This window comes from Actinokineospora auranticolor (assembly GCF_041897805.1).
Lineage (GTDB): Bacteria > Actinomycetota > Actinomycetes > Mycobacteriales > Pseudonocardiaceae > Actinokineospora > Actinokineospora auranticolor.
The window spans coordinates 1,335,908-1,360,559 of the sequence record NZ_CP154825.1 but is presented as its reverse complement, the minus strand read 5'-3'; the positions used below and the strand labels follow the sequence as shown (position 1 = coordinate 1,360,559).

The window sequence follows — 24,652 nt, the reverse complement described above, 5'->3', positions numbered from 1 at the left end:
ACGGGTGCGTCCCCGGCAGGCGTCGTCGGCTGCCGTGTGGCGGTGTGCGGGGCGGACCCGGTGGCGTGCGTGGCAGGCGCCGTCGACTGCCGCCGAACCAGGTCTGTGGATCTTGCGGAAAAGGAGAAGCGGGTGGGGCGAAGGACGCAGTGCGTTCCTCAGCTCCACCCGCAGATCCCTTCCGCGCTTCGGCGGACCGACACCCCCGTGACCCGCTCAGCGCCGGTCACGGTGTCGGTGCGCTCAATTGGGCAACGTGGGGTCGCCCTTGGAGATCTCGTTCGGGTTCATCGTGGCGGCCACCATCTCCGACGGGGCGGGCTTGTGGCCGTGACCACCGAGCAGACCCACGTACTTGTCCGCCTCGGTCGCCTCCCGCATGTGCGGGTAGTGCAGGTCGAACGCGGGCCGCTCGGAGCGGATCCGGGGCAGCTCGGTGAAGTTGTGCCGCGGCGGCGGGGAGCTGGTGGCCCACTCCAGGGAGTTGCCGTAGCCCCACGGGTCGTCGGCGGTGACGATCTCGCCGTACCGGTAGCTCTTGAACACGTTGTAGATGAACGGAAGCGTCGACGCGCCGAGGATGTAGGCGCCGATCGTGGAGATCATGTTCAGCGTGGTGAAGCCGTCCGTCGGCAGGTAGTCGGCGTAGCGCCGGGGCATGCCCTCGTTGCCCAGCCAGTGCTGGACCAGGAACGTGCCGTGGAAGCCGATGAACGTGGTCCAGAAGTGCAGCTTGCCCAGCGGCTCGTCGAGGAACCGGCCGGTGATCTTCGGGAACCAGAAGTAGATGCCCGCGAAGGTCGCGAACACGATCGTGCCGTAGAGCACGTAGTGGAAGTGCGCGACGACGAAGTACGAGTCGGACACGTGGAAGTCGATGGCGGGCGCGGCCAGCAGCACGCCGGTGAGACCGCCGAAGAGGAACGTGACCAGGAAGCCGACGCTGAACAGCATCGGGGTCTCGAAGGTCAGCTGCCCCTTCCACATCGTGCCGATCCAGTTGAAGAACTTCACACCGGTCGGCACCGCGATGAGGAAGGTCATGAAGGAGAAGAACGGCAGCAGCACGGCGCCGGTGGCGTACATGTGGTGCGCCCACACGGTGACCGACAGGGCGGCGATGCCCAGGGTCGCGTACACCAAGCCGCGGTAGCCGAACAGCGGCTTGCGGCTGAAGACCGGGAAGATCTCCGAGACGATGCCGAAGAAGGGTAGAGCGACGATATAGACCTCTGGATGGCCGAAGAACCAGAACAGGTGTTGCCAGAGGATGACGCCACCGTTGGCCGGGTCGAACACGTGCGCCCCGAGTTGCCGGTCGGCGAGCAGGCCGAACAGCGCCGCGGTGAGGATCGGGAACGCCAGCAGCACCAGCACGCTGGTGATCAGGATGTTCCAGGTGAAGATCGGCATCCGGAACATGGTCATACCGGGCGCGCGCAGGCAGACCACGGTGGTGAGCATGTTGACCGCGCCCAGGATGGTGCCGAGACCACCGACCGCCAGACCGGTGATCCACAGGTCCGCGCCGATGCCCGGGGAGTGGATCTTGTCCGACAGCGGGGTGTAGGCGAACCAGCCGAAGTCCGCGGCGCCGCCCGGGGTGAGGAACCCGAACATGACGATGATGCCGCCGAACAGGTACAGCCAGTAGGAGAACGCGTTCAGCCTGGGGAACGCCACGTCGGGCGAGCCGATCTGCAGCGGCAGGATGAAGTTCGCGAACCCGAATAGGATCGGCGTCGCGTACAGCAGCAGCATCACCGTGCCGTGCATGGTGAACAGCTGGTTGTACTGCTCCTGGGACAGGAACTGCTGCCCCGGCACCGCCAGTTCGGAGCGGATCAGCATCGCCATCGCGCCGCCCACCATGAAGAAGGCGAACGACGTGACCAGGTACATGATGCCGATTTGCTTGTGGTCCGTGGTGCGGAACAGCCGCAGCAGGTACGAACCCTTGGCCGTCTCGCGGGCCGGATACGGCCGCGTGGCGATCGGCTGCGGGGCTACTGCCGTCACTCCTGCCTCCTGCAACTGCTGGTGTCGGACGTGCGAGCCGAACCACCGGGGTGGTTCGGTTGGGATGGTAGTCCCGGGTGCCCTCGCGGGCGCGCGAGGGCTCGGTGTGCTGTGGGCGACTCCCGATCAGCAGTTGCCCAGGTCACACCGGGCGGACGGCGTACTGGCGCAGGGTCAGGTCGGTGAAGGTGACCGGGCCGCGGGGTCCGGGGACGCGATCGATGTTGATCCCGGTCTCCGGCACGCCGAGCAGCTTGAACCCGTCGAGCAGGCGGGTCGGGGCGTTCCAGAACACGCCGGTACCGGTGTAGGCGGCGAAGAAGTCCGCCGCCGCGGCGGCGTCGGTGGTGACGATGCCCGCGGCGAGTCCGGAGGTCTCGGTGTTCGCGATCCGCGCGGCGTGTCGCAGGTCGTCGACGGGGGCCACGGTCACGGTGGCCTCGCGGTCGGAGTCCAGCGCCCACTCGTACCCGATCGGGTGAGTGTGCGGCGGCAGCGAGGCGCGCACGCCCGCCGCGTCGAGGGCGGCCTGGATGGTGGGCAGAGCGGTGTCGTAGACGTCGCGGTGCACCAGCAGGAGGTTCAGGCGGTTGCAGACGCCGAGGCGGTCGAGGCTGCGGGTGATCAGGTCCGCCGCGAACCCGGGATCGGCCTTGGCGTCGTAGTAGAGGACGCCGCCGCCGTCGGCGTGCGCGAGCGTCCGCACGCCGGACGCGGCGGCGCGGCGGCCGAGTTCGCGGGTGCTCTCGCCGCTGCCGCGCAGGATGACCAGCGGCACCAGGTCGGGCAGGTCGACCAGCGCGCCCGCGGCTTCGCGGTCGGGGCTGGGCACCAGTTGGATCGCGTCGGCGTCGAGGTCGGCGTCCTCCAGCGCGGGCGCGATGACGTGCTTGACCAGCGCCGTGGCCGAGCGCAGCGCGGCCGACCCGGTGCGCAGCACGCCCGCGTTGCGGGACTTGACCAGCTGCGACGCCACGTCGACCGTCACGTTCGGCCGGGCCTCGTAGTTGGCGCCGATGACGCCGACCGGCCTGCTCAGCTCGATGAGCCGGTAGCCGCCGTCGAGCGTGCCGACCTCACGGGAGCGCGGCGGGTGCGCGACCGAGGCGAGCAGCCGCAACTGCTCGGCCATCTCCTCCAGCCGCGCCTCGGTGATCCGCAGCCGGTCGAGCAGACCGCTGCTCATCCCGGCCGCCTCCGCCGCGGCGACGTCCTCGGCGTTGGCGGCCAACACCTTGGCGCGCGCGGACGACAGCCGCGCGGCCATCTCGCCGATCGCGTTGTCGATGGTCTCGTCGCTCGCCCCGGCCAGCGACGGCGCCGCCGCGTACGCCTTGGCCGCGCACGCGGACACGAGGTCGCCGGTGGTCTGCTCGGACACAGCCTGGTCGGACGCGGCCTGGTCGGACACGGTCGGATCCCTTCCCTCACCTGCTGGGACCCCGAATCATGCCGCACGCGCGCGCCCGCCCCGGCGCCGCCCCACGACCCTCTACTGTGGACTTCCCGGTGGTCCGGCGTAGAACCGGGCGAGTTGTTCGACGCGTTGCTCGTCGAGGTCGGGCCGCGGGTGCACGGCGTCGAGCAGCGCCTCGCCGTCGAAGGCGCGCAGCCCGGTCGACAGCGCGGCGAGCCGGGCCTGCTCGGGTTGCGCGGCGATCGCGGGGACCCGCAGCCCGATCCGGTCGATCTCCCCGGCCCGGCCGGTGATGGTCGGCTGGAGCCGGGCGCGCAGGTCGGCGTCGGTGCGGGCGGCGAGCAGCAGCTCGAACCAGACGATGTTCAGCGGCGCGCGGGCCGCCTCCCGCACCGCCCGCAGCGCGCCGCGCGGGTCCGGGTCCGCCTCGGGGCCCAGGTACGGGCCGACGCGGGCCAGGAAGTCCGCGGACTGCCGCCTGCCGACCTCCTCCGCGACGGTGACGACGAGGTCGAGCCGGGTGTCGAAGTGCCGGAACAGCCCGCCGTGCGACACGCCCGCGCGGCGGCAGATCTCCTGCACGGAGGCGCGCGCGTAGCCGACCTCGGAGATCGCCGCGATGGTGGCGTCGACGAGCTTGGCCACCGTGGCCTCCCGGCGCTCCCGCTGGGTTCGGCGCCGCGTCGGCCTCGGCTCCGCGGGATCGGTGGGTTCGGTGGCGGGGTCGCTCATGGGCGGGCCTTTCCGTGGGTCGCTCACCGGGTATCTCGCCGAGCACAACGCGCGAAAACGGGTGAGGACACGCGGAACCTTCGGGTTAAAGCAAGAGCCACCCGCACGCCAGGAAAACGGCACCGGCGTTGATGAGCGCGAACGACCCGACCCAGAAGAAGCCGGGGGCGCCGGTGAGCCGGGCGAGCTGGTCGGCGTCGGAGTCGCGGGCGTGCCCGCGCCTGCGCTTGGCCTGCAGCTCCACCACCGGGCGCAGGCCGCCGAGCAGCAGGAACCAGGCGATGAGGTAGGCGAAGGCGGCCTGCACCTGGTCGGGGGCGAAGAAGGATACGCCGAAGAGCACGGCGCCGGTGGCCACGACCGGCAGCACACCGTAGAGGTTGCGGATCATGACCAGCACGGCGAAGAGCAGGACCGCGCAGGTGATGAGCACGGCGCTGACCCGGTCGGCGCCGAGCAGGGCCGCGAAGCCGAGCCCGAGCAGGGACGGGGCGACGTAGCCCGCGAGCGCGGTGCAGACCATGCCCGGCCCCTCGGGCTTGCCGCGCGAGAGCATGACGCCGGAGGTGTCGGCGTGCAGGCGGATGCCGGTGACCCGGCGGCCCGCGAGCAGCGCGATCAGCGCGTGGCCCGCCTCGTGCACGATGGTGATCACGTTGCGGGCCGGGCGCCAGAAGGCGTTGACGATGACGACGGCCAGGGCGATGCCCGCGGTCACCAGGACCATGGTCGGGGGCGGCTGCCACTGGTCGCCGAAGAGGTCGCGAAGGAAATCAGACTGCACTCCCCCATCTTTCCCCAGGTCGGGGGGTGGTCGGAGGCCAGTCGAGCACACTGGCGAGTTGGCGGCGGAACAGCGCAGGTGGGAGCAGGCGCAGGGCCGCGTCGCGCAGCGGCGCGGCGGCACCGGCGTGCGCCAGGCGGCCCGCGGTCCGGGAACGGCGGGCGATGGACTGGCTGCGGGGTCGGCGGAGCGCGTCGTAGCGCCGGAGGTCGGCGGTGGCGGCGAGGGTGACGGCGTCCTCGATGGCCTGGCAGCCGCCTTGGCCGAGGTTGGGGGTCATGGCGTGCGCGGCGTCGCCGACGAGCGCGACCGGGCCGCGCGCGTAGGTGGGCAGGTCGGGCAGGTAGTACAGGTCGTGGCGGACCGCCGCGGTCGCCGCCGCGAGGACAGCGGGGACGGGGTCGGGCCAGTCGGCGAAGCGGCGGCGGAGTTCGTCGAGTTCGCTGTGCGGGAAGCGGGTGTCCGCCGGGAGGACGGCGGCGGCGTAGACGTAGACGCGGTCGTCGCTCATCGGGAAGACGCCGAAGACCTGGCGGTCTCCCCAGGTCTCGCTGCCGGCAACGGCGGGGAGGCCCGCGGCGGGGACGATCGTGCGCCACGCGGTGTGGCCGGAGTAGCGGGGGCTCGGGGCGTCGGGCCAGAGGGCGGCGCGGACGGTGCTGCGGAGGCCGTCGGCGCCGACCAGGAGGTCGTACTCGCGACCGTTGAGGACGGGTTTGCCGTCGACCACGCGGACGTCGGCGGCCGGTGAGCCGGGGCGCAGGACACCGTCGGGGACGGCGGCGAGGAGGACGTCGAGCAGCTCGGCGCGGTGCAGCATGACGAGTTCGTCCGGTCCGCCCGCGCCACGGGCCAGCCAGCGGCCCTTGCGGTCGCGGAAGCCGCCTTGGCCGGAGTACGCGCCGCGCGCCCGCACCTGGTCGCCGAGACCGAGCACGTCGAGCGCGCGCAGGGCGTTCGCCCACAGCGAGATCCCCGCGCCGACCTCGGTGAACTCGGCGGCGCGCTCGTGCACCTCGACGTCCCAGCCCCGCCTGACCAGGCCGATTGCGGTCGTCAGCCCGGCGATCCCGCCACCGACCACTGCCGCTGTTCCCATGGCTTCCTCCTCGGTTCTCTACACCTGTAGAGGACTCTACACTCGTAGAGTGACTTCCCGGAGGAGCGCGATCACCGACGCGGCCATCGCCACACTCGCCGCCGAGGGCCTGCGCGGCCTGACCCACCGCGCGGTCGACAAGGCGGCGGGGCTGTCGGAGGGCTCGACCTCGTACTACTTCCGCACCCGCCACGCCCTGCTGGCCGCCACCGTCGAGCGGCTGGCCGAGCTGGACGCCGACGAGCTGGCGCCGGTCACCCCGGTGCCGGGGCGGATCGAGGTGGACGTGCTGGCCGGGATGATGGCGGGCATGGCCGAGCGCGCGGCGACCGTCCACCGGGACCGGGCGCTGGCCCGCTACGAGCTGTCGCTGGAGGCGGTCCGCAGGCCGGAGCTGCGGGAGGTGCTCGTGTCCGTCGGCGAGCGCTACCGGCGGCTCGCCGCGGACCTGCTGGTCGCCGCGGGCGCCACCGACCCGGGGCGGCAGGGCCGCGCCCTCGTCGCGTTCCTCGACGGCGCCATCTTCGACCGGATCGCGGGCGCCAACCGCGAACGGCTCACTGGCGCGGACCTCCACCGGTCGTTCGCCGAGGCCCTGCACGGGATGCTCGCGGGCACACCGTGAATTTCTCGGTTGCCGCGACAACCGGGCGCGCGGCGGACCGGGTGCGGGCTGGGTAGCCTGCGGCCATGGCGAAGCTGATCTGGATCCCGCGGGCCCTCGGGCTCGCCACCGCCGCGTACGGGGCCGCGATCCTGGCCCGGCCCGCCCTGATGGCGCGGCCGACCGGGCTGGTGACCTCCTCCGGCGAACCCGCGCGCGGCGTCGCCGTGCTGACCAGGAGCATCGGCGCGCGCGACCTGGCCACCGGCCTGGCCATGGCGGTCGCGCCCGCCGGGGCGCCGCTGCGCACGGCCATCGCGGTGCGGGTCGTGGCCGACGTGGTGGACGCCGTGGGTTTCGGGACCGGGCTGCCGGACGCGTCGGCGCGCGGCAAGTCGGCTGCCGTGGCGGGCGCGTGGGCCGGGCTGTGCGCCCTTTCGGCCCTGGCTTCGGGCAGGTGAGTCCGACCACGCGGGCGTGCCGGGATTCTCGCCGCCTGTCGTGGGGTTGTGGTTGACTGGCTGTGGTCACACGGATCGCAGCGGTAGTCGGGCCCCCGACCCGCCGGGACCGGTGACTGGGGCGTCCGCACCAGCGGTCAACCCTCCAGTAGGACGGCTAGGAGACAAGCATGGCCCAGGGCACCGTCAAGTGGTTCAACTCGGAGAAGGGGTACGGCTTCATCGCCCCTGACGACGGTGGCGCGGACGTGTTCGTGCACTACTCGGAGATCCAGACAAACGGCTTTCGCACGCTGGAGGAGAACCAGAAGGTGCGTTACGAGGTCGGACAGGGCGCCAAGGGTCCGCAGGCGACCGGCGTGAGCGTGGTCTGACCGCACTGAGACCGTGGGGAAGGGCCCCGCTCCGGGATTCCGGAGCGGGGCCCTTCTCTCTTCCCGCCGGGTTTCCTACATCGAGCAGGGGTTGCCGGACGGGTGCAGGGACGTGCCCTTGTAGCCGACCTTGGCCTCACCGAGGATGACCGTGGCGACCGAGGTGTCCAGGGCGAACGCCTGGCGCACGTACTGGCCGTTCACGATCGTGTCGGTGTTGATCTTCAGCGTGCCGACCACCAGCGGGATGGTCAGCGGCCCGTTGCCGACCGCGACGGTCAGGCCGTTGACCTTGAGCGAGGCCACGTTCGAGCTGGCGCTGTACACCGGCGTGCCGTTCGAGCAGGTGAAGCCCGCGGACGCGGTGACGGCGCCGACCGAGATGTTGGCCAGGCCGAGCAGGCTGATCGTGGCGCCCGCGATGTTCGACGACGACCGCACGCCGTCCCCGTTGGCGACCGCGGTCTGTTGGTCGTTCGGGATCAGGTCGGTGGTCGCGTCCACGTCGCCGGTGAGCACGCTCAGGATGCCCGAGGACAGGTTGGCGTTGATCAGCGTCGGGGTCTCCTCGACGCACGGGTCGTTGGGCGAGTTGGCCTGGGCGGCGCTGGCCAGCGTGGTCTGCAGCAGCGCGAGCCGGGCGGCGCCCGCCGAGCAGGTCCAGGTGCCGTCGCGGTCACTGTCGGTGATCGTCGCGGTGCCGGTGGCCCGCAGGATCGTGGCCCCGGAGGCGCCGGACAGCGTCAGGGTGAACGTCTCCGACGGTTCGTCGATCGTGTCCGCGGCGACTTGGACCGTGACCGTCTTGCTGGTCTCCCCTGGCGCGAAGGTCAGGGTGCCGGAGGCGGCGGTGTAGTCGGCGGGCGCGGTCGCGGTGCCGTTGGCGGTGGCGTAGTTGACCGTCACCGGCGCGTTGGCAGCGGCGTTGAGCGTCACGGTGAAGACGGCCCCGGCGGTGCCCGAGGTGGGCTCGGCGAAGGTGATGTCGCCGACCGACAGGCCCAGGACGCGGACGGTGGTGGTCTCCACGAAGCCCTGCGAGACGCCGTCGACCAGGTAGTCGACCTGGCAGCTGTAGACGCCGGGGGCGGCCGACGGGCTGACCGTCAGTGTCTCGGTGAAGGTCGCGACGCTGCCGCTGGTGACCGACACCGACGTGGGCGAGTTGCTGACCGTCAGCTCGGGGGCGCAGGTCTTCACCCGGGGCGCGACGCTGACCTTGGTGCCCTTGATGCCGTCGAGGATCGCCTGCGGCACGGCGCTGGACGGCACGTTGTTGAGCTGGACGCCGCCGGTCGCGCTCACCAGCGCCGCGGCCTGCCCCTTGGCGTCGAGGCCGGAGGAGTTGACCGCGATGACCCGGGCGTTGATGCCCTGCAACGCGGTGACGGCGTCGGCCAGGGTGCGGCCGTTGCTGGGGTCGTGCGACGGGGCGTCGCCGAACAGGGCGACGATCCGGCTGCTGTCGGGCCGGAAGGTGATGTCGCCGGAGGCGACGCGGTAGAGGCCGTTGATGAAGTCCTCGGGGAAGTCACCGCCGCCCGCGGCCACCCACTGGGTGGTCCCGGCCTGCACGGCCGAGATGTTCGCGGTGGGCTGCTGGTTGACCCGGAACGGGATGGTGTCCTTGATGTCCTTGAACTCGGCCACCGCGAACTGGGCGCTGGGCTGGGCGGTCAGGATGTTGCCGGTGAGCGTGCCGATGTTGGAGCGCACGTTGGCGATCACCGCGGACATGCTGCCGGTGGTGTCGGCCAGGAAGACGATGTCCGGGTTGTAGGGGATGGCCGGGGTCGTCACCGACTTGGTGACCGTGGTGGTGCCGCCCGGGATGAGCGTCGCGTCCACAGTGGAAGGCAGGACCCCGGGTGGTGCCGCCCCCGCGGGCGTGACGGCCAGCCCCGCGCCCGCCAGTGCCACGACGACAACGGCGGACACTAGCGACTTTCGCGGTGTACGCACAGATCCCTCCGATTCGGGTGGGGTGCCCGGCTTGATGGCCGGCCGGTCGATCGTTAGCGGGCGAACCGGCCCCGGACAATGGGCGCGACCGCGGACCACCAATCCAGGTGGCACTTCGAATACGTTAGGAGGACGGCCAACGGGCGAATCCCCCACGGACCGTTGATGCCTCACCCGTTCCAGCTCTGCCAACCGGGTGTCGGCCCGATGCAAGGCGGTGCAACCAAACCCACCCGATCGAGCAGCGCCGAGTCCGCTGTGGACAGCGCGTGGGAGATGTCTCGTGACTGACTCGTGATCGCGGTCCGATGGTGTGGTCCGGTCGGTCCGGCGGGGTCGTGGCGGACGGCGATGCCCGCTGCGGCGGTGGCGGTGGAGTGTCGTGCGCGACGGCAGTCGCGCGGGGTCTTCCAGTTCTTCACGCGGACGAGGGGCATGTTCAGCCCGGGGCGCAGATGGCGCGGCGGTGTGGTTTCCTGCCCGTCGCGGAGTGCCCGGCCGGACATGATCGCACCGGGGTGCCGAGGTGGCCGCCGTCAGCCATGACCGGACGCCCCGCCGGTGGCACTGCTTGCCACCGGCAAAAGTAGACGGTGCGGTGGTCGCGGTCACCGAGATCGGTTCGCCGGTGGCGCCGACACCGGACAATGGGCCGAGGGGTCGACCAGCCGGTGCGCCGCGGTGCGCGACAGGCTCGATCCCACGCATCGTCGGTTTCGCGCGCCGGCGGACCGCGACCGGCAGCACCCGATCCGGCAAGGTCAACCGCCGCTGCCTGCCCAGGTCCACCGGCGATCATCTCGCCACGCCGCGCGGCCACCACCCGGGCAGTCGCGGAACCGCCAGGCTTCAATCCGGGAACTGCGCTATCCACTCCGGGGATCCACCCGATCGACCGCGTCCCGCAACCCTTGGACCGGGTCGCGAGGCGTCCGTCAGTCGACCAAGACGATGACCAGCGTGCGTGGGCCGTGCACCCCCTCGACCCGGTGCAGTTCGATGTCGCTGGTCGCGGAGGGGCCGCTGACCCAGGTCAGCACGTCGGCCCCGGCGGTGGCGGCCACGGCCTCGGGCACGGTGCCGACGACCTGCCCGGCGCGGACGACGCAGACGTGCGCGTCCGGCACGAGGCTCAACGCCCGCCGACCCTGGCCGGTCCCGGCGTCGAGCACGATGGTGCCGGTCTCCGCCACGGCGACGGCGCACCCGGTGAGCACGGCGTCGACGCGGTCCAGCGCGTCGACGGTCAGGTCGCCGCGGTCGCGGAGGACGACACCGTCCACCTGGGAGAGAAGCTCGGCGGGAAGGTCGTCCGGGACTACGACGGACGCCGCACCCAACTCGCGCAGCGCCTGGCCGACCGCGGCGGCAGCGGCCGTTCCGCCACCATCTCCTGCCACACGCCGGACGACGGCCCGGTAGTCCGCGGCGCGCTCAGCGAACAAGGCCACGACGTCGACGTCGTCCTCGACCGCGTGGGCGTACTCCCGGGGGACCTCGACGTCCTCCCGCGCACTCCCCAATGCCGACCGGACCCGCGCCAACACCTCGGCCCCACCAGGCCCCAACACGACGTCGTTGCCTGCTCCGAGTTCACCTCCAGCACCACGGGCATGGTCCTCGCGGGGGCCGTCTCTCTCAGGGGCACCTGTTCCACTGTCCAACCGGGCCCGCTCGCGGGTGGCGTGGTCGACCACCGGGGTGTCCGTCCGCGTTGCCCACCACTCGCGGAAGGTGTGGTCCGGTGGGGGTGGGATGTCCCTTGCGTCGGTCCAGCCCGAGTGCGGGCCGGGCAGGCGGGTCCGGCGCAGCAGTCGGGCGCCGAACCGCACCAGCCGCTGGGCCAGGGCGAATCGGCGTGGGCTCGCGAAGGTCTTCGCCGCGAGGGTCATGGCCGCGCGTTCGGCGGAGGGGGTTCCGCGGTGCACGTCGACGACCTTGGCGCGGAGGTGGACCAGCGACCTCGGGATGTCGATCAGCACGGGGCAGACCTCGTAGCACGCGCCGCACAGCGTCGACGCGTACGGCAGGGTCCGGCTCACCGGGTCCGCGTCGACGCCCCGCAGTTGCGGTGTCAGGATCGCGCCGATGGGGCCCGGGTACACCGACCCGTACGCGTGGCCGCCCGCGCGCTCGTAGACCGGGCACACGTTCAGGCACGCCGAGCAGCGGATGCACCGCAGCGCGTCCCGCCCCACCTCGTCGGCCAGCGCGTCGGTGCGGCCGTTGTCCAGCAGCACCAGGTGGAACTCGCGCGGCCCGTCGCCCGGGCGCACGCCGCGCCACACCGACGTGTACGGGTTCATCCGCTCCCCCGTCGACGAACGCGGCAGCAGTTGCAGCATCACCTCCAGGTCGGTCCACGTCGGGATCACCTTCTCGATCCCGACCACGCTGATCAGCACCTCCGGCAGTGTCAGGCACATCCGCCCGTTGCCCTCGGACTCGACGACGACCAGCGCCCCCGTCTCGGCCACCGCGAAGTTCGCCCCCGACACGGCCACCCGCGCCGCGAGGAACTTCCGCCGCAGGTGCTCCCGCGCGGCGGCGGCCAGCGCCTCCGGGTCGTCGGTCAGGTCCGGGGGCGCCTCCGGCATGGTCCGGCGGAACAGGTCGCGGATCTGGGTCCGGTTGCGGTGGATCGCGGGCACCAGGATGTGCGACGGCCGGTCGTGTCCCAATTGGACGATCAGCTCGGCGAGGTCGGTCTCGTACGCGGCGATCCCGGCCGCGGCCAGCGCCTCGTTGAGCTCGATCTCCTGCGTCGCCATGGACTTCACCTTGACGACCTCGGCCGCGCCCGCCGCCCGCACGAGCCCCACCACGGTCCGGTTCGCCTCGGCCGCGTCGCGCGCCCAGTGCACCACGCCCCCGGCGGCGGTGACGCGTTCGGCGAGCAGCGACAGGTGGTTGTCCAGATCGCGGAGGGCGCGGTCCTTGATCGCCCGACCCGCCGCGCGCAGCTCCGGCCAGTCGGCGCGCTCGGCCACCACGGCGGCCCGCTTCGCCCGGATGGTGCCCGTGGCCGCGCGCAGGTTGGCCCGCAGTTGCGAGTCGGCAAGCGCTTTCCGCGCCGCGTCGGGGAAAGCGGGCATCCCCATCCACACGCTCATCGCGCCTCCTCACTCGCCAGGACCTCGGCCAGGTGCATGACCCGGACCCCGCTGCGCTGCCGCGACAACAACCCGCCCACGTGCATGAGGCACGAGCTGTCGACCGCGACCAGCACCTCGGCCCCGGTGGCCACCACGGCCCGCGCCTTGTCCGCACCCATCGCCACCGACGTGTCGGCGTTCTTGAGCGCGAACGTGCCGCCGAAACCGCAGCACTGCTCGGCGTCGGGGAGGTCGAGCAGGGTGAGGCCGCGCACGGACCGCAGCAACGCCGTCGGCCGGTCGCCGAGCCCGAGCAGCCGCAGGCCGTGGCAGGTCGGGTGGTAGGTCACCCGGTGCGGGAAGACCGCGCCGACATCGGTCACGCCGAGCACGTCCACCAGGAACTCGGTGAACTCGCGCACGCGCGGGACCGTGGCCGTGACGGCCCGGGGCAAGTCGCCGCCGCCGAGGGCGGCCACCACCGGGTGGAACTCGCGCACCATCGCCACGCACGACGCCGACGGCGAGACCACGTGGTCGAGCCCGGCGAAGTCCGCCGCGAACTTGCGCGCGAGCGGCACGCATTCGCGCTGGTACCCCGTGTTGAAGTGCAGCTGGCCGCAGCACGTCTGCGCGAGCGGGAACACGACCTCGTGCCCGAGCCGCTCCAATACCCGCACGACGCCGCGCGCCGCGCCCGGGAACAGGGTGTCGATGAGGCAGGTGACGAACAGGCCGACGCGCATCGGGCCTCCTCTCGCTGATCTTGGTCGTCCGTGGTCCCGTCCTTTATCGCACGACTCGGCAACTGGTGCGGAAAGTTGTCCACAGGCGGAGTTGTCCACATGTTTCGAAGTTGTCCACAGGTTGCCGCCCCTGCCACCCGCCCCTTGCCGGAGTCCGCCAGAATGGGATGCGGAAAGTGACCGACCACGCGGAAGCGGGATTTGATGACTGCGCCGACTCAGGGGACGCCGCCGCGGGTGGCGCCCGCCCAGGGCATCCACCAGCGCATCGCCGAGGAACTCGGGGTGCGGGAGCGACAGGTGACCGCCGCCGTCGAGCTGCTGGACGGCGGCGCGACGGTGCCGTTCATCGCGCGCTACCGCAAGGAGGTCACCGGCACCCTCGACGACGCGCAGCTGCGCGCGCTGGAGGAGCGGCTGCGCTACCTGCGCGAGCTGGAGGAGCGGCGCGCGGCGGTGCTCGACTCCATCCGCGAGCAGGGCAAGCTCGACGACGCGCTCACCGCGCAGATCATGGCCGCGGACTCGAAGGCCCGGCTGGAGGACATCTACCTGCCGTACAAGCCGAAGCGGCGCACCAAGGCGCAGATCGCGCGCGAGGCGGGCCTGGCGCCGCTGGCCGACCTGCTGATCGGCGACCCGGGCCTGGACCCGCGCGAGACCGCCGCCGGGTTCGTCGACGCGGAGAAGGGCGTCGCGGACGCCACGGCCGCGCTCGACGGCGCCCGCTCGATCCTGGTCGAGCGCTTCGCCGAGGACGCCGACCTGATCGGTGAACTGCGCGAGCGGATGTGGAACCGGGGCGTGCTGGCGTCGAAGGTGCGGGAGGGCAAGGAGGAGGACGGCGCCAAGTTCGCCGACTACTTCGACTTCTCCGAGCCGTTCGGCAAGCTGCCGTCGCACCGCGTGCTCGCGATGCTGCGCGGCGAGAAGGAGGAGGTCCTCGAACTCACCCTCGACCCGGACCCGGGCGCCGACCCGGCGGCCGTGCCGCCGGTGCGCAGCGAGTACGAGGTGTCGATCGCGCAGCGCTTCGGCGTGGCCGACCAGGGGCGGCCGGGCGACAAGTGGCTGTCGGACACGGTGCGGTGGGCGTGGCGCACGCGCATCCTGGTCCACCTCGGGATCGACCTGCGGTCCCGGCTGCGGCAGGCGGCCGAGGACGAGGCGGTGCGGGTGTTCGCGATGAACCTGCGCGACCTGCTGCTCGCCGCGCCCGCCGGGTCGCGGACCACGATGGGCCTCGACCCGGGTTTCCGCACGGGCGTGAAGGTCGCGGTGGTGGACGCTACGGGCAAGGTCGTGGCCACCGACACGATCTACCCGCACGTGCCGCAGCAGCGGTGGGACGAGTCGCTGGCGAAGCTGGGGCGGTTGGCGGCCGAGCACGGGGTCGAGCTGATCGCGATCGGCAACGGCACGGCGTCCCGGGAGACCGACAAGCTCGCCGGTGAGCTGGTGCGCGCGTTCGCCGACCTGAAGCTCACCAAGGTCGTGGTGTCGGAGGCGGGGGCGTCGGTGTACTCGGCGTCGGCGTACGCTTCGCAGGAACTGCCGGGGCTCGACGTGTCCCTGCGCGGCGCGGTGTCCATCGCCCGGCGGCTGCAGGACCCGCTGGCGGAGCTGGTCAAGATCGACCCGAAGTCCATCGGCGTCGGGCAGTACCAGCACGACCTGTCCGAGGTGAAGCTGTCGCGGTCGTTGGACGCGGTGGTCGAGGACTGCGTGAACGGCGTCGGGGTGGACGTGAACACCGCGTCGGCACCGCTGCTGACCAGGGTGTCCGGCATCGGGGCCGGGCTGGCGGAGAACATCGTGGCGCACCGCGACGCGAACGGCCCGTTCCGGACCCGCAAGGGCCTCAAGGACGTCCCCCGGCTGGGGGCGAAGGCGTTCGAGCAGTGCGCGGGCTTCCTCCGCATCCCGGCGGGCGACGACCCGCTGGACTCGTCCAGCGTGCACCCGGAGGCGTACCCCGTCGTCCGGCGCATCCTGGCGAACACCGGCGGCGACCTGCCGTCGCTGATCGGGAACAGCCGCGCGCTGCGGGGCATCCGGCCCGCGGACTTCGTCGACGAGACCTTCGGGTTGCCCACGGTCACCGACATCCTGGCCGAGCTGGAGAAGCCGGGCCGCGACCCGCGGCCCGCGTTCAAGACGGCGACGTTCGCCGACGGGGTGGAGAAGCTCGCCGACCTCAAGCCGGGCATGACGTTGGAGGGTGTCGTCACCAACGTCGCCGCCTTCGGTGCCTTCGTCGACATCGGTGTCCACCAGGACGGCCTCGTCCACGTTTCCGCCCTGTCGAAGAACTTCGTCAAGGACCCGCGCGACGTGGTGAAGTCCGGCGACGTGGTCCGCGTCAAGGTCCTCGACGTCGACATCCCCCGCAAGCGGATCTCCCTGACCCTGCGCCTCGACGACGAGCTCCCGACCCAGTCCCCCCAGGGGCAGGGCGGCGGCGGCAAACCCAACCGCGCCCAGCGCCCCGCCCCCAATCGCAACAACAACCAGCGAAACCGCGCCAACAACACCCCACCCCCATCCGGCTCCCTGGCCGACGCCCTCCGCCGCGCGGGCTACAAGAACAACTAACCGCACCGCTCGTCACCGCGAATCGGGCTGGCGCCGCCGACCTTTCGGAGCCCAGCCCGATTCCATTCCCCCGTCAGCCACCAATTCCCGCCTGCCCACCAGGATTGACCAAGGGACCACCCACGCCGAGGAGAACCACGTCCCGATCGCCAGCGATTGATCTTGTTTTGGGTCGACCGGCAACGCGACTGATGCGTTGTGGCAACAGCAGGTGCCTGATGAGCCGTTGAGGTGGGTGAAGCCCCGCCGGTTCCCGGCTCGCCGCGCGACCGCGGGCGATGGGACCGCGGGGTTGGATTTCAGGTTGGTGTCCATGGCGGCGAGGTAGGCGCCTGCCGATGGGCGCGAGTGGCGGAAGTCGCGACCTCCGCGCTCTCACCCGCACCCACTACCCGGGATTCGCCGCAGGAGAACGGACCTCGGGTGACTCCTCGCGGGAGTGAGCGCGAACAGGGGCTCGCCTGCTCTCCAGGCCGCCGCTCGATCACCGCCCATACCCTATCCGCCACCTCACCACGACCCACCACACCAAGATCAAATCACCAGGTGAATCGCTTACCGGACACGGCCTAAGTGCCTCGGCTTGATCGCGAACGCGGCCGATGCGTGCTTGGCGCGGACGACCGCGGCCAGGGCGAGGTCATCCACTTCCGCGAGCGGAACGGGGATCGTGGCGCTGTCGGGTGGCCCGAGCCCGAGAGGGTCAGTCGACGGCGTAGATCACGGTCCAGTAGTAGCCGCAGGGGCCGCCCCGGGTTTGGGCTGTGCCGATGGATGTCGTGGTGCAGTCGTAGGGGGTTTCGGGGAGGAGTGGGGCCAACTCGTCGGCGGTTTTTTGGGTGGCGGCGACGAAGTAGCCCGCGGCGGTGTGGTAGCCGGTATCGGCCAGGCGTTGTTGGAGGGTTGGGGCGTTCTCGGGGGCGAGAGTGACCTGGTCCGCGCGCATCATCGCCGCGCTGTGGGAGCGGGCCGCCTCGGTCAGGCGGGGGTCGACGCGCAGGGGTGGGCAGCCCGACGTCGTTCGGCGGGCGTTGAGGGAGGTCACGAGGCGGACCGGTTCGGCCTGGACGGCCGGGCGGGATGTGGTCGTCGGCGAAGCGGACGAAACCCGGGTGGACGAGGGTGGTTGCGGTGCGACCGACGTGGTTGAGTCCACTGTGGACGTAGGTGTCGACGGGCGCGAGGTGCTGACCGCGGGCAGGTCCGGGGTCGGCGAGGGGAACTCGGCCTCGGGCGGGAGCGCGTCGGGTGGGGCTACGGAGACCAGGGCCGTCAACAGGACGGTGAGGGTCAGGGTGACCGCCGTCTTGCGGACGAGGTGACGACTCGTGTCCATGGCCGCCCAGGCCGGGTCGTCCACGCGCGGGCTCGGGGCGACCAGCAGCGCGGACAGGACCGCCGTGGGCGCGGTGAGCCTGCTCGCCAGCGCCCGGCAGTTCGGGCAGCGGCGGAGGTGGCGGTCGACGGAGGCCCGTTGCGCGCGCGAGAGCCGCTGCGGCCGCGCGGGGACCAGGTTGGCCAACCGCTCGCAGTGGCGGGGGTTGCGGGCCAGCAGCAACAGCCGGACGGCGTGGCCGAGGGCGCTGCGGGCCCGGTGCGCCAGGACCGCCGCGTGCGCCGTGCGCACCTCCAGCGCGCCTGCCAGCTCCGCGGTCGTCACCTCGTCGCGCAAGGTCAGTTCGAGGACGGCCAGCTGGCGGGGTTCGAGGCTGGCGGCGGCGTCCCAGACCAGGCGGGTGGCCTCGTTCGCGTCGGCGGCGTCCTCCGGGCTCGCGTCGCCCGCCGCCAGCTCCGGCAGGTCGGGCAGCAGCACCGGCCCGCCGCGGCGTATGTGATCCAGCGCACCCCGGTGGGCGATGGTGAACAGCCACGGCCGGAACCGCCCGGGTCTGCGCAGCGACCGCAGGTTCCGCATGGCGCTGACGAAGGCCTCCTGGGTCAGGTCCTCGGCCAGGTGCGGGTCGCCGGTGAGCCTGGTCAGGAACCTGGCGACGGACTCGCGGTAGCGGTCGTAGAGCAGCGCGAACGCCTCGGAGTCCCCCGCACGGGCGCGCGCGGCGAGGGAGGTGTCGCTCGGATCGCTTGGCTGCACGGCGGCCTCCGCGGAGAAATTTCGCGTTCGTTGGGCCTCAGACCGTAATCCCTGGCGCAACCCCACCGTCCAACCGGCGTAGCAGTCCGCCGTCCGAAGGGATTCCTGATCGTGAAAGCTCGACGCCGCCTGGCCGTTCTGGTCGCCGCCGCCACGGGGTCGGTCCTGACCGCCACCGCGCTGACGCTGGCCGCACCGGGTCAGACGGAGGCGAGACCGGACAGCGACACCCTGGTGGGCTTCGCGGTGCCCGCGTCCACCAAGCCCCGTCCCCATCGCCCCACCACGCCCACGACCACCCCGCCGATACCCACGACCACCACGACGACGACATCCGCACCGACGACTACCACTACGACCCAACCGACAACGACCACCACCACGACTACAAAACCGCGCCCCACCACCACGAAACCTCAACCCACCACCACGGTCCCCGGTGGTCAGCCCGAGGAGCAGCAGGTACTCGACATCGTCAACGCCCGCCGCGCCGAGGCGGGCTGCGGACCGCTGCGGTGGAACGACAAGCTCGCCACCGCCGCGCGCAAGCACAGCCAGGACATGGCGGTGCGCGGGTACTTCGACCACACCAGCCCCGACGGCCGCACGCCGTGGGACCGGATGCGCGCCGAGGGGTACACCAAGGGCGGCGGGGAGAACATCGCCGCCGGTCAGGCCACGCCCGACGCGGTGATGACCGGGTGGATGAACAGCTCCGGGCACCGCGCGAACATCCTCAACTGCTCGTTCGGCGAGTTGGGCGTCGGCGTGTACCGGGGCGGCAGCTACCGGATCTACTGGACGCAGGCCTTCGGCTACGCCTAGGCGGTCAGGGTTTGGACGAGGTGACCCGCAGGTCGGTGTTCATGCCGTTGGCGTCGAGCACGCGGGAGACCGCGGCGGAGACGTCGACCAGCCGCAGCCAGCCGCCGGAGCGCTCGAGCCTGCGCTGGGTGGCGAGCAGCGCGTTGAGGCCTGCGCAGCCGAAGAACTCGGCGTCGGACAGGTCGATGATCAGTCCGGGGCGCGGGCTGCGCTGTTCGGCGACCGCGCCGAGCAGGAACCGCTCCAGGATGCCCGCCGCCACCAGGTCGACCTCACCCCCGATGGCCACCAGCACCACCCCCGGCGCGGGCGCGGGGTCCAACCGAAGATCCACCACACCCCCAGCGACCGGTACCGGCCACCCACGCTACCCGCGGTGGCCGGTACCGGACGACCCCTCGATCGGGTGTTCGCCGGTTTGCGGACCAGCGGAAATCGGCCGCTAGCCCGCTGACTGGGAGCGATACCGGATCGCCGGGGTGTGGCGTGTCGCGGATCAGCCGAAGCGGCCGTGGACGTAGTCGGAGGTCCGGGGGTCCACGGGGGCGGAGAAGATCTTCTCGGTGGGGCCCGCCTCGACGATGGCGCCCGGGGTGCCCTGTTCGGCGAGGAAGAACGCGCACTGCTGGGAGACGCGGGCGGCCTGCTGCATGTTGTGGGTGACGATCACGATGGTCACCTCGTGCGCCAGCTCGCCGATCGTCTGCTCGATGCGCCGGGTCGAGGTGGGGTCCAGCGCCGAACACGGCTCGTCCATCAGCAGGACCTTGGGCCGCACGGCCAGCGAGCGCGCGATGCAGAGCCGCTGCTGCTGGCCACCGGAGAGCGCGCCGCCCGGCGAGCGCAGGCGGTCGCGGACCTCGAGCCACAGGCCCGCCTTGGCCAGGCACTGCTCGACGAGGTCGTCGCGCTCGGCCCGGCTCGCCTTGACGCCGGTCAGCTTGAGGCCGGCGAGCACGTTGTCGTAGATCGACATGGCCGGGAACGGGTTGGGCTTCTGGAACACCATCCCGATCTGCTTGCGCGCGTCGGTGAGCTTGCGGGCCGGGTCGTAGATGTCCTTGTCGCCGAGGAAGACCTCGCCCGCCAGGCTGGCGCCGGGGATGAGCTCGTGCATGCGGTTCAGGGTGCGCAGGAAGGTGGACTTGCCGCAGCCGGAGGGGCCGATGAGCGCGGTGACGGTGCCCGCGGGCATCACCAGCGACACGCGGTCGAGGACCTTGCGCTCGCCGAACCAGGCGGAGACCGCGCGGGCGTCGATGGTGGCCTGACCGTCGAGGGGCGGCACCATGGGCCGCGTCAGGTCTACGGGGATCGTGGTCACTGGGTTCTCCTCGTCGGTCACATCAGGTTGGGCAGCAGGCCCGCGGTCGCGTCGGCCAGGGTGAGTCCGACGACGCCGAGCACGGGCGCGCCGATGACCCAGGCGTGCCAGCGGCCGAGCCGGTGGCGGATGAGCACCACGGCGACCGCGGCGGCGGCGAGCACGAGGATCCACAGCGCGAGGGGCGTCAGCGCGGAAGCGTCGCCGACCATGGCCTTCTCGTCGTCGGGGACGGCGAAGGCGGGGAGCCGCCGGTTGCCGTCGAAGGCCTCGGAGGACAGGCGGGCGTCGACGCGCAGGATGTCGCTGGGCACGTAGTAGCTGCCGTCGGCGGTGACCAGGGTGAGCCTGCCCTGGCCGGACTGGAGGGCGGGGCGCTCCTTGTCGTTGGCGCGGCGGACGCCCTGCACGACGTAGCGGCTCTCGCCCTGGCCGGTGGTCACGATGATCTCGTCGCCGGAGCGCAGCTTGTCGAGCAGCGCGAACGGGCCGCCGTAGGTGGCGCGGCGGCCGTAGATGACGCTGGTGCCCGCCTGGCCGGGCATGGGGGTGTTGCGCAGGTGGCCGGGGCCGGACTTGAGCGTGCGGGCCGAGGTGCCCTCGGCGACGACCTCGCGCACGCCGATGCGCGGGATCTCCAGGATGGCCACGGAGGTGCCGCTGTCGAGCAGCCTGCCGTCGACGAGCGCGCCGACCGGGGCGGTGCCGTTGGCGAGTTCGCGGCGGAAGTCGTCGTAGGCGGTGCTCTGGTCGCGGTCGTGCTGGGCGGTGCCGACGAGGCTGAGCTGCACGACGAAGCACAGCAGCACGGTGCCGAGGATGGCCAGCATCTGCCCGATGAGCTGGAGCACGCCGCGCGGCGGCCGCGGCGGGTCGTCGAGCCCCGGCATGGGAGCGGCGGGCGACGGCTCCAGCGGCGGTGGTGTGTCGAGCGCGGTCACCCGGCGTCCTTTCTCGGTGCGGGCGGAGCGGACCGGTGTCGTGCGGGCACGGCACCGGCCCCCTCACGCCGGAGCGGCCGTGTGCGCCGGGGTGGGTCGCACCCCGGCGCACACGGGTTGGTGGGTCAGCTGTCGGTCGGCCACGGCGTCGGGGCGGGGGTGGCCCGGCGGCGGCGGGTCGCCGCGATGGCGACAGCGCCGAAGCCGATCAGGGCCACGCCCGAGAGGACGGTGAAGCCGATCGACGCGCCGGTGCTGGCCAGGTTGCCGGTGCCGGAGCCCGAACCGGAGCCGCTACCGCCGTCGGTGCCACCGCCGACGCCGCCCTGGGGGGCCGGGTCGGTGGTGCCACTGGTGGTCTCGCCACTGGTCGTGGTCTCACCGGTGGTGGTCGTCGCGCCCGTAGTGGTGGTGGCACCGGTGGTGGTCGTAGTGGTCGGCGGGGTGGTCTTCGGTGGCGTGGTGGGGTTGCCCTTGACCAGGTTCCACTCGGTGGGGCTGGTGAAGTCGATGGCCACACCGTAGAAGGCGACGGCGCGGGCCTCGATCTGGACCACGCAGCTGAGGATGACGGCGTAGCGGCCGGGTTCGATGGTGGTGCCCGCGTCGTTGGCGACGTCCTTGAAGGTCAGCGTCTGGGTCGCGGGGAAGGGCGCGGTGGTGGAGAGGCCCACGTCACCGACCGCGGTCATGTTGAGGCCGTTCTTGAACTTGTCGCCGGGGCCGACGATGTCGAGCTGGTAGCCGTCCGTCCCGGTGGGGCAGGGCCCGGCGGTGGTCCAGGTCGGCGCGTCGACGTCGAGGCCGCTGGTCTTGTTGGGGGTGAGCAGACCGAGCAGCGGCGGGGTGTCGGGGTCCGTCGACGTGGTCGGGGCGACCGTGGTGGTCGGCTCGACGGTGGTGGTCGGCTCCGGAGTGGTGGTGGGCTCGGGAGTCGTCGTGGTGGGCTCCGGAGTCGTAGTCGTCGGTTCCGGCGTGGTGGTCGTCGGCTCCGGCGTAGTCGTCGTCGGCTCAGGAGTCGTAGTGGTCGGCTCAGGAGTCGTCGTGGTGGGCTCCGGGGTGGTCGTAGTGGGTTCCGGAGTGGTGGTGGTCGGCTCGGGAGTCGTAGTAGTGGGCTCCGGAGTCGTAGTCGTCGGTTCCGGCGTGGTGGTCGTCGGCTCCGGCGTAGTCGTCGTCGGCTCAGGAGTCGTGGTCGTCGGCACCGGAGTCGTCGTGGTCGGCTGCGGGGTCGTGGTCGTCGGCGCGGTCGGGTCCGTCAGCTGCCACTTGGTCGGCGTGGTGAAGAACAGCTCACGGGTGAACGTGCCGCGGACCTGGGACTCGAACTGGTCCATGCAGCTCAGCACGACCGTGTACTTCCCCGGCACGATCGTGGTGGAGGCGTCCTGCGCGATGTCGCGGAACACGTAGGTCTGCGGCACGGTGAACGCCGCGTCCGTGGAGAAACCCGCGTCGGACACGGTGGTCGCCGGTAAGCCGCTCGCGAAGCCGCCGGGGCCGTAGACGTCGACCTTGAACCCGTCGGAGTTGGTCGGGCAGGGGCCCTGGGTGGTGTAGCTGGGCGCGTCGGTGTCCAGACCGGAGGTCTTCGACGGGGTCAGCGTGCCCAGCGTGGCCGCCGGGACCTCGGCCTCGCTGCCCGCCGCGGCGAGGATGACGCCCGCCGAGGACAGGGTGAGGACCGCGGCACCGGCCGCGATCAGTTGGCGCTTGCGCATGAACGGTATTCCTCCAGTAGGTCCGAGCGCGTCACTCGGAGTCGGACTCGGTTCTCGTGCCCCGGCTGCGAGCCACGGCGATCCCCGCGCCGAGCACGACAACAGCCACACCGCCCGCCACGTAGTAGAAGAGCTTCGACGAGGACTCCGGCGCGGCCTGCGTCGAAGTGTCCACATCGGACGAATTGGACGGGTCGTTCGGTGTCGACGGCTGCCCAGCGGGCGGTTGCCGCGCGGGCTGCGGCTGCCCCGCCCCGGTGCCGCCCTCGACGGGCGGCGCGACCCCCGGCTGCTCCGCCAGGCCCAACTCCGGCGGCATGATCGGCTCGGTGTTGCGCGCGGGCCCCTTGGCGGGACCCACGGCGGCGTACCGGCTGGGCTCCGGGAAGTCGACCTCGGCGGTGAAGGTGCCGAACTCCTGCTGGGTGAAGGCGTCCACGCAGTGCAGGGCCACCTGGTAGCGCCCGCTGAGCGTGGTCTTGTTGTCCTGGGCGTAGTCGCGGAAGGTGTAGGCGACCGGCACCACGAACCCGTCGGTGAGCGACATCGACACGTCGCTGGCGGGCACCACGACGACGTTGTCGAGGCCGTGCCCGGTCATCGTGGCGAAGTAGCCGGTGGTGCCCGCCGGGCAGCCCTTCTCGGTCTTGAGCCGCACCGGGACCTGGTCGACGCTCTCCCCCGGCGTGATGAGCAACCCGCCGACGCGGTCGGCCGACGCCGTGCCGGGCAGGGTGATCGCGAGCGCGCCCGCGGCGGCGGCGACCACGGCGAGGTTACGCAGAAGCACGTTCGACCTCCGGCAGCGGTTCCGGTGCGGACTTGCCGGTGGCGCGGCGCTTCCGCCTGCGCCACAGCAGGAACACGGTCAGCGCGACCACGAGCAGCAGGATGGAGAGCACCAGCCACGGCACCGCGACGACCGTGACGCTCGCGTCGACCGCCTCGGCGGCGGGCTGCGGTCCGGGCGGCGCGACCGGGTCGATGTGCACGAGGGTGTCCAGCCAACCGGCGGGCAGCACGCCCGGGACGGTGGTGCGCACGCGGTGCGCGTTGCCGGGCAGCAGTTCCGGCACGTCCTTCAGGTCCGGCGCGGCGGTCCCGGAGCCCCAGGGGGTCTCGACGGTGACCTTCTGCTTGCCGCCCAGCCGCACGTTGCCGGTGTTGCGCACGGTGTACTCGACGACGGTCTCACCGGTGCCGAAGTACGAGCCGACGTAGTCGGCGGTCAAGTCCTCGATGGACAGGTGGGGCCGCAGTTCGCCCGACACCCGGAGGTAGATGCGGGCGCCGACGCGCTGCTCGACGGCCACGCGCTGCCCCTCGGCGTTGGTCGCCTCGGTCACCAGCGCGGCCACGATGCCGCCGACGTGGTCGCCGGGGGTGGCGTTCTGCGGGATGACCACGCGGAACGGCACGATGCGGGTGGTGCGGCCGGGGACCTCCACGTCGCCGGTCTCCAGCGCGGCCCACGAGCCGACGTCGACCGACCGGTTCCCCGACGCCAGCAGGTCGAACCCGCCGTCGGGGGTGTTGAAGGCGTCGTTGGCGTAGAGCTTGAGCTTCAACGGGTCGTTGGACACGTTGGCCACGGCCAGGTAGTCGACGATCACCGCGCCCGGGGTGGCGCTGTAGCTGAAGTTGGGGCGGTTGTCCGGCGCGGCCGCGGTCGCGGGCCGCACGCCGAACGTCGCGGGCGCCGCGGCGGCGGGCGCGGGTGCGATACCCAGCACCAGGGCGGTCAACAGACCCAACAGCACCGGTAGGCGCCAGATCCGCGTCATGGGGAGGTCCTTCGTCGTGTCGGTCGGGGGTGTGGGGCGGACCGGGGGCCTGGCCCGATCCGCCCCACCGGCTGCGTCAA

Annotated in this window: 20 protein-coding genes and 1 pseudogene; 5 read left to right on the top strand and 16 right to left on the bottom strand. The window is 72.0% G+C overall.

The genetic code is table 11. The annotated features are described in order from the left end of the window. Positions 1 to 243: 243 nt before the first annotated feature. From ctaD to V5P93_RS06445, 5 genes are all read right to left on the bottom strand, one after another. Positions 244 to 2,019: a cytochrome c oxidase subunit I gene (ctaD, locus tag V5P93_RS06465; protein WP_104478466.1), complete on the bottom strand. Its 1,776-nt coding sequence runs from the start codon at positions 2,017 to 2,019 to the stop codon at positions 244 to 246. A 142-nt stretch (positions 2,020 to 2,161) separates the two neighbouring features. Then, positions 2,162 to 3,430 (bottom strand): aldehyde dehydrogenase family protein, encoded by a 1,269-nt coding sequence (locus V5P93_RS06460; protein WP_374065493.1) that lies wholly within the window; start codon positions 3,428 to 3,430, stop codon positions 2,162 to 2,164. Between the two features lie 81 nt (positions 3,431 to 3,511). Further along, positions 3,512 to 4,168 (bottom strand): TetR/AcrR family transcriptional regulator, encoded by a 657-nt coding sequence (locus V5P93_RS06455; RefSeq protein WP_104478465.1) that lies wholly within the window; start codon positions 4,166 to 4,168, stop codon positions 3,512 to 3,514. A gap of 85 nt (positions 4,169 to 4,253) precedes the next feature. After that, positions 4,254 to 4,895 (bottom strand): M50 family metallopeptidase, encoded by a 642-nt coding sequence (locus tag V5P93_RS06450; RefSeq protein ID WP_104478747.1) that lies wholly within the window; start codon positions 4,893 to 4,895, stop codon positions 4,254 to 4,256. A 46-nt stretch (positions 4,896 to 4,941) separates the two neighbouring features. Further along, the gene (locus V5P93_RS06445) at positions 4,942 to 6,051 is read right to left on the bottom strand and encodes an FAD-dependent monooxygenase (protein ID WP_104478464.1); all 1,110 of its coding nucleotides are present in this window, start codon (positions 6,049 to 6,051) and stop codon (positions 4,942 to 4,944) included. Positions 6,052 to 6,100: 49 nt separating this feature from the next. On the opposite strand from V5P93_RS06445, the gene V5P93_RS06440 reads away from it, so the two are divergent. The 3 genes from V5P93_RS06440 (at position 6,101) to V5P93_RS06430 (ending at position 7,490) form a co-directional block, all read left to right on the top strand. After that, complete coding sequence (locus V5P93_RS06440) at positions 6,101 to 6,676, top strand: TetR/AcrR family transcriptional regulator (protein ID WP_245931185.1); 576 nt, start codon at positions 6,101 to 6,103, stop codon at positions 6,674 to 6,676. A gap of 65 nt (positions 6,677 to 6,741) precedes the next feature. Then, entirely contained in the window at positions 6,742 to 7,116 is a 375-nt protein-coding gene (locus V5P93_RS06435; protein WP_104478462.1) for a hypothetical protein, read from the top strand. Positions 7,117 to 7,286: 170 nt separating this feature from the next. Then, the gene (locus V5P93_RS06430; protein ID WP_104478461.1) at positions 7,287 to 7,490 is read left to right on the top strand and encodes a cold-shock protein; all 204 of its coding nucleotides are present in this window, start codon (positions 7,287 to 7,289) and stop codon (positions 7,488 to 7,490) included. Positions 7,491 to 7,565: 75 nt separating this feature from the next. Here the strand turns inward: V5P93_RS06430 and V5P93_RS06425 are convergent, their stop codons facing one another. The 4 genes and pseudogenes from V5P93_RS06425 to V5P93_RS06410 form a co-directional block, all read right to left on the bottom strand. Beyond that, the gene (locus V5P93_RS06425) at positions 7,566 to 9,428 is read right to left on the bottom strand and encodes a Calx-beta domain-containing protein (protein ID WP_245931184.1); all 1,863 of its coding nucleotides are present in this window, start codon (positions 9,426 to 9,428) and stop codon (positions 7,566 to 7,568) included. A 959-nt stretch (positions 9,429 to 10,387) separates the two neighbouring features. Further along, positions 10,388 to 10,735: an LUD domain-containing protein gene (locus tag V5P93_RS06420; protein WP_342752260.1), complete on the bottom strand. Its 348-nt coding sequence runs from the start codon at positions 10,733 to 10,735 to the stop codon at positions 10,388 to 10,390. A gap of 435 nt (positions 10,736 to 11,170) precedes the next feature. Further along, positions 11,171 to 12,565 (bottom strand): annotated as a pseudogene (locus tag V5P93_RS06415) (LutB/LldF family L-lactate oxidation iron-sulfur protein); the annotation flags it as partial. After that, complete coding sequence (locus tag V5P93_RS06410; RefSeq protein ID WP_104478460.1) at positions 12,562 to 13,293, bottom strand: (Fe-S)-binding protein; 732 nt, start codon at positions 13,291 to 13,293, stop codon at positions 12,562 to 12,564. The pseudogene V5P93_RS06415 and the gene V5P93_RS06410, both read right to left, overlap by 4 nt. A 204-nt stretch (positions 13,294 to 13,497) precedes the next feature. Between V5P93_RS06410 and V5P93_RS06405 the strand changes: the two genes are divergently transcribed. Further along, positions 13,498 to 15,888 carry a Tex family protein gene (locus tag V5P93_RS06405; RefSeq protein ID WP_104478459.1) on the top strand — a complete coding sequence of 797 codons (2,391 nt, stop codon included), beginning with the start codon at positions 13,498 to 13,500 and terminating at the stop codon, positions 15,886 to 15,888. Positions 15,889 to 16,591: 703 nt separating this feature from the next. On the opposite strand, the gene V5P93_RS06400 is transcribed toward V5P93_RS06405, so the two are convergent. Beyond that, positions 16,592 to 17,980: a sigma-70 family RNA polymerase sigma factor gene (locus V5P93_RS06400; protein ID WP_181043403.1), complete on the bottom strand. Its 1,389-nt coding sequence runs from the start codon at positions 17,978 to 17,980 to the stop codon at positions 16,592 to 16,594. Between the two features lie 111 nt (positions 17,981 to 18,091). Here V5P93_RS06400 and V5P93_RS06395 point away from each other — a divergent pair, with 111 nt between their 5' ends. Then, on the top strand, positions 18,092 to 18,805 hold the full coding sequence (locus V5P93_RS06395; RefSeq protein ID WP_245931183.1) for a CAP domain-containing protein: 714 nt from the start codon (positions 18,092 to 18,094) through the stop codon (positions 18,803 to 18,805). Positions 18,806 to 18,809: 4 nt separating this feature from the next. Here V5P93_RS06395 and V5P93_RS06390 read toward each other — a convergent pair whose 3' ends face one another. The 6 genes from V5P93_RS06390 to V5P93_RS06365 form a co-directional block, all read right to left on the bottom strand. Beyond that, positions 18,810 to 19,139, bottom strand: coding sequence for an STAS domain-containing protein (locus V5P93_RS06390; protein WP_181043402.1), 330 nt, complete (start codon positions 19,137 to 19,139; stop codon positions 18,810 to 18,812). A gap of 162 nt (positions 19,140 to 19,301) precedes the next feature. Next, complete coding sequence (locus tag V5P93_RS06385) at positions 19,302 to 20,096, bottom strand: phosphate ABC transporter ATP-binding protein (RefSeq protein WP_104478745.1); 795 nt, start codon at positions 20,094 to 20,096, stop codon at positions 19,302 to 19,304. 50 nt (positions 20,097 to 20,146) lie between these two features. Further along, complete coding sequence (locus V5P93_RS06380; RefSeq protein ID WP_245931182.1) at positions 20,147 to 21,070, bottom strand: sortase; 924 nt, start codon at positions 21,068 to 21,070, stop codon at positions 20,147 to 20,149. A 125-nt stretch (positions 21,071 to 21,195) separates the two neighbouring features. After that, positions 21,196 to 22,788, bottom strand: a complete 1,593-nt coding sequence (locus V5P93_RS06375; protein WP_181043401.1) for a hypothetical protein — start codon at positions 22,786 to 22,788, stop codon at positions 21,196 to 21,198. A 31-nt stretch (positions 22,789 to 22,819) separates the two neighbouring features. Beyond that, positions 22,820 to 23,578, bottom strand: coding sequence for a hypothetical protein (locus V5P93_RS06370; protein WP_146107975.1), 759 nt, complete (start codon positions 23,576 to 23,578; stop codon positions 22,820 to 22,822). Continuing rightward, on the bottom strand, positions 23,565 to 24,572 hold the full coding sequence (locus V5P93_RS06365) for a WxL protein peptidoglycan domain-containing protein (protein WP_104478453.1): 1,008 nt from the start codon (positions 24,570 to 24,572) through the stop codon (positions 23,565 to 23,567). Before V5P93_RS06365 ends, V5P93_RS06370 begins: the two co-directional genes overlap by 14 nt. Between the last annotated feature and the right edge of the window lie 80 nt (positions 24,573 to 24,652).

Coding starts and splice junctions, on each gene's coding strand:
- V5P93_RS06450 (WP_104478747.1), bottom strand. CDS start 4,895: ATGGTCCTGGTGACCGCGGGCATCGCCCTGGCCGTCGTCATCGTCAAC.
- V5P93_RS06405 (WP_104478459.1), top strand. CDS start 13,498: ATGACTGCGCCGACTCAGGGGACGCCGCCGCGGGTGGCGCCCGCCCAG.
- V5P93_RS06365 (WP_104478453.1), bottom strand. CDS start 24,572: ATGACGCGGATCTGGCGCCTACCGGTGCTGTTGGGTCTGTTGACCGCC.
- V5P93_RS06375 (WP_181043401.1), bottom strand. CDS start 22,788: ATGCGCAAGCGCCAACTGATCGCGGCCGGTGCCGCGGTCCTCACCCTG.
- V5P93_RS06385 (WP_104478745.1), bottom strand. CDS start 20,096: ATGGTGCCGCCCCTCGACGGTCAGGCCACCATCGACGCCCGCGCGGTC.
- V5P93_RS06410 (WP_104478460.1), bottom strand. CDS start 13,293: ATGCGCGTCGGCCTGTTCGTCACCTGCCTCATCGACACCCTGTTCCCG.
- V5P93_RS06435 (WP_104478462.1), top strand. CDS start 6,742: ATGGCGAAGCTGATCTGGATCCCGCGGGCCCTCGGGCTCGCCACCGCC.
- V5P93_RS06430 (WP_104478461.1), top strand. CDS start 7,287: ATGGCCCAGGGCACCGTCAAGTGGTTCAACTCGGAGAAGGGGTACGGC.
- V5P93_RS06455 (WP_104478465.1), bottom strand. CDS start 4,168: ATGAGCGACCCCGCCACCGAACCCACCGATCCCGCGGAGCCGAGGCCG.
- V5P93_RS06445 (WP_104478464.1), bottom strand. CDS start 6,051: ATGGGAACAGCGGCAGTGGTCGGTGGCGGGATCGCCGGGCTGACGACC.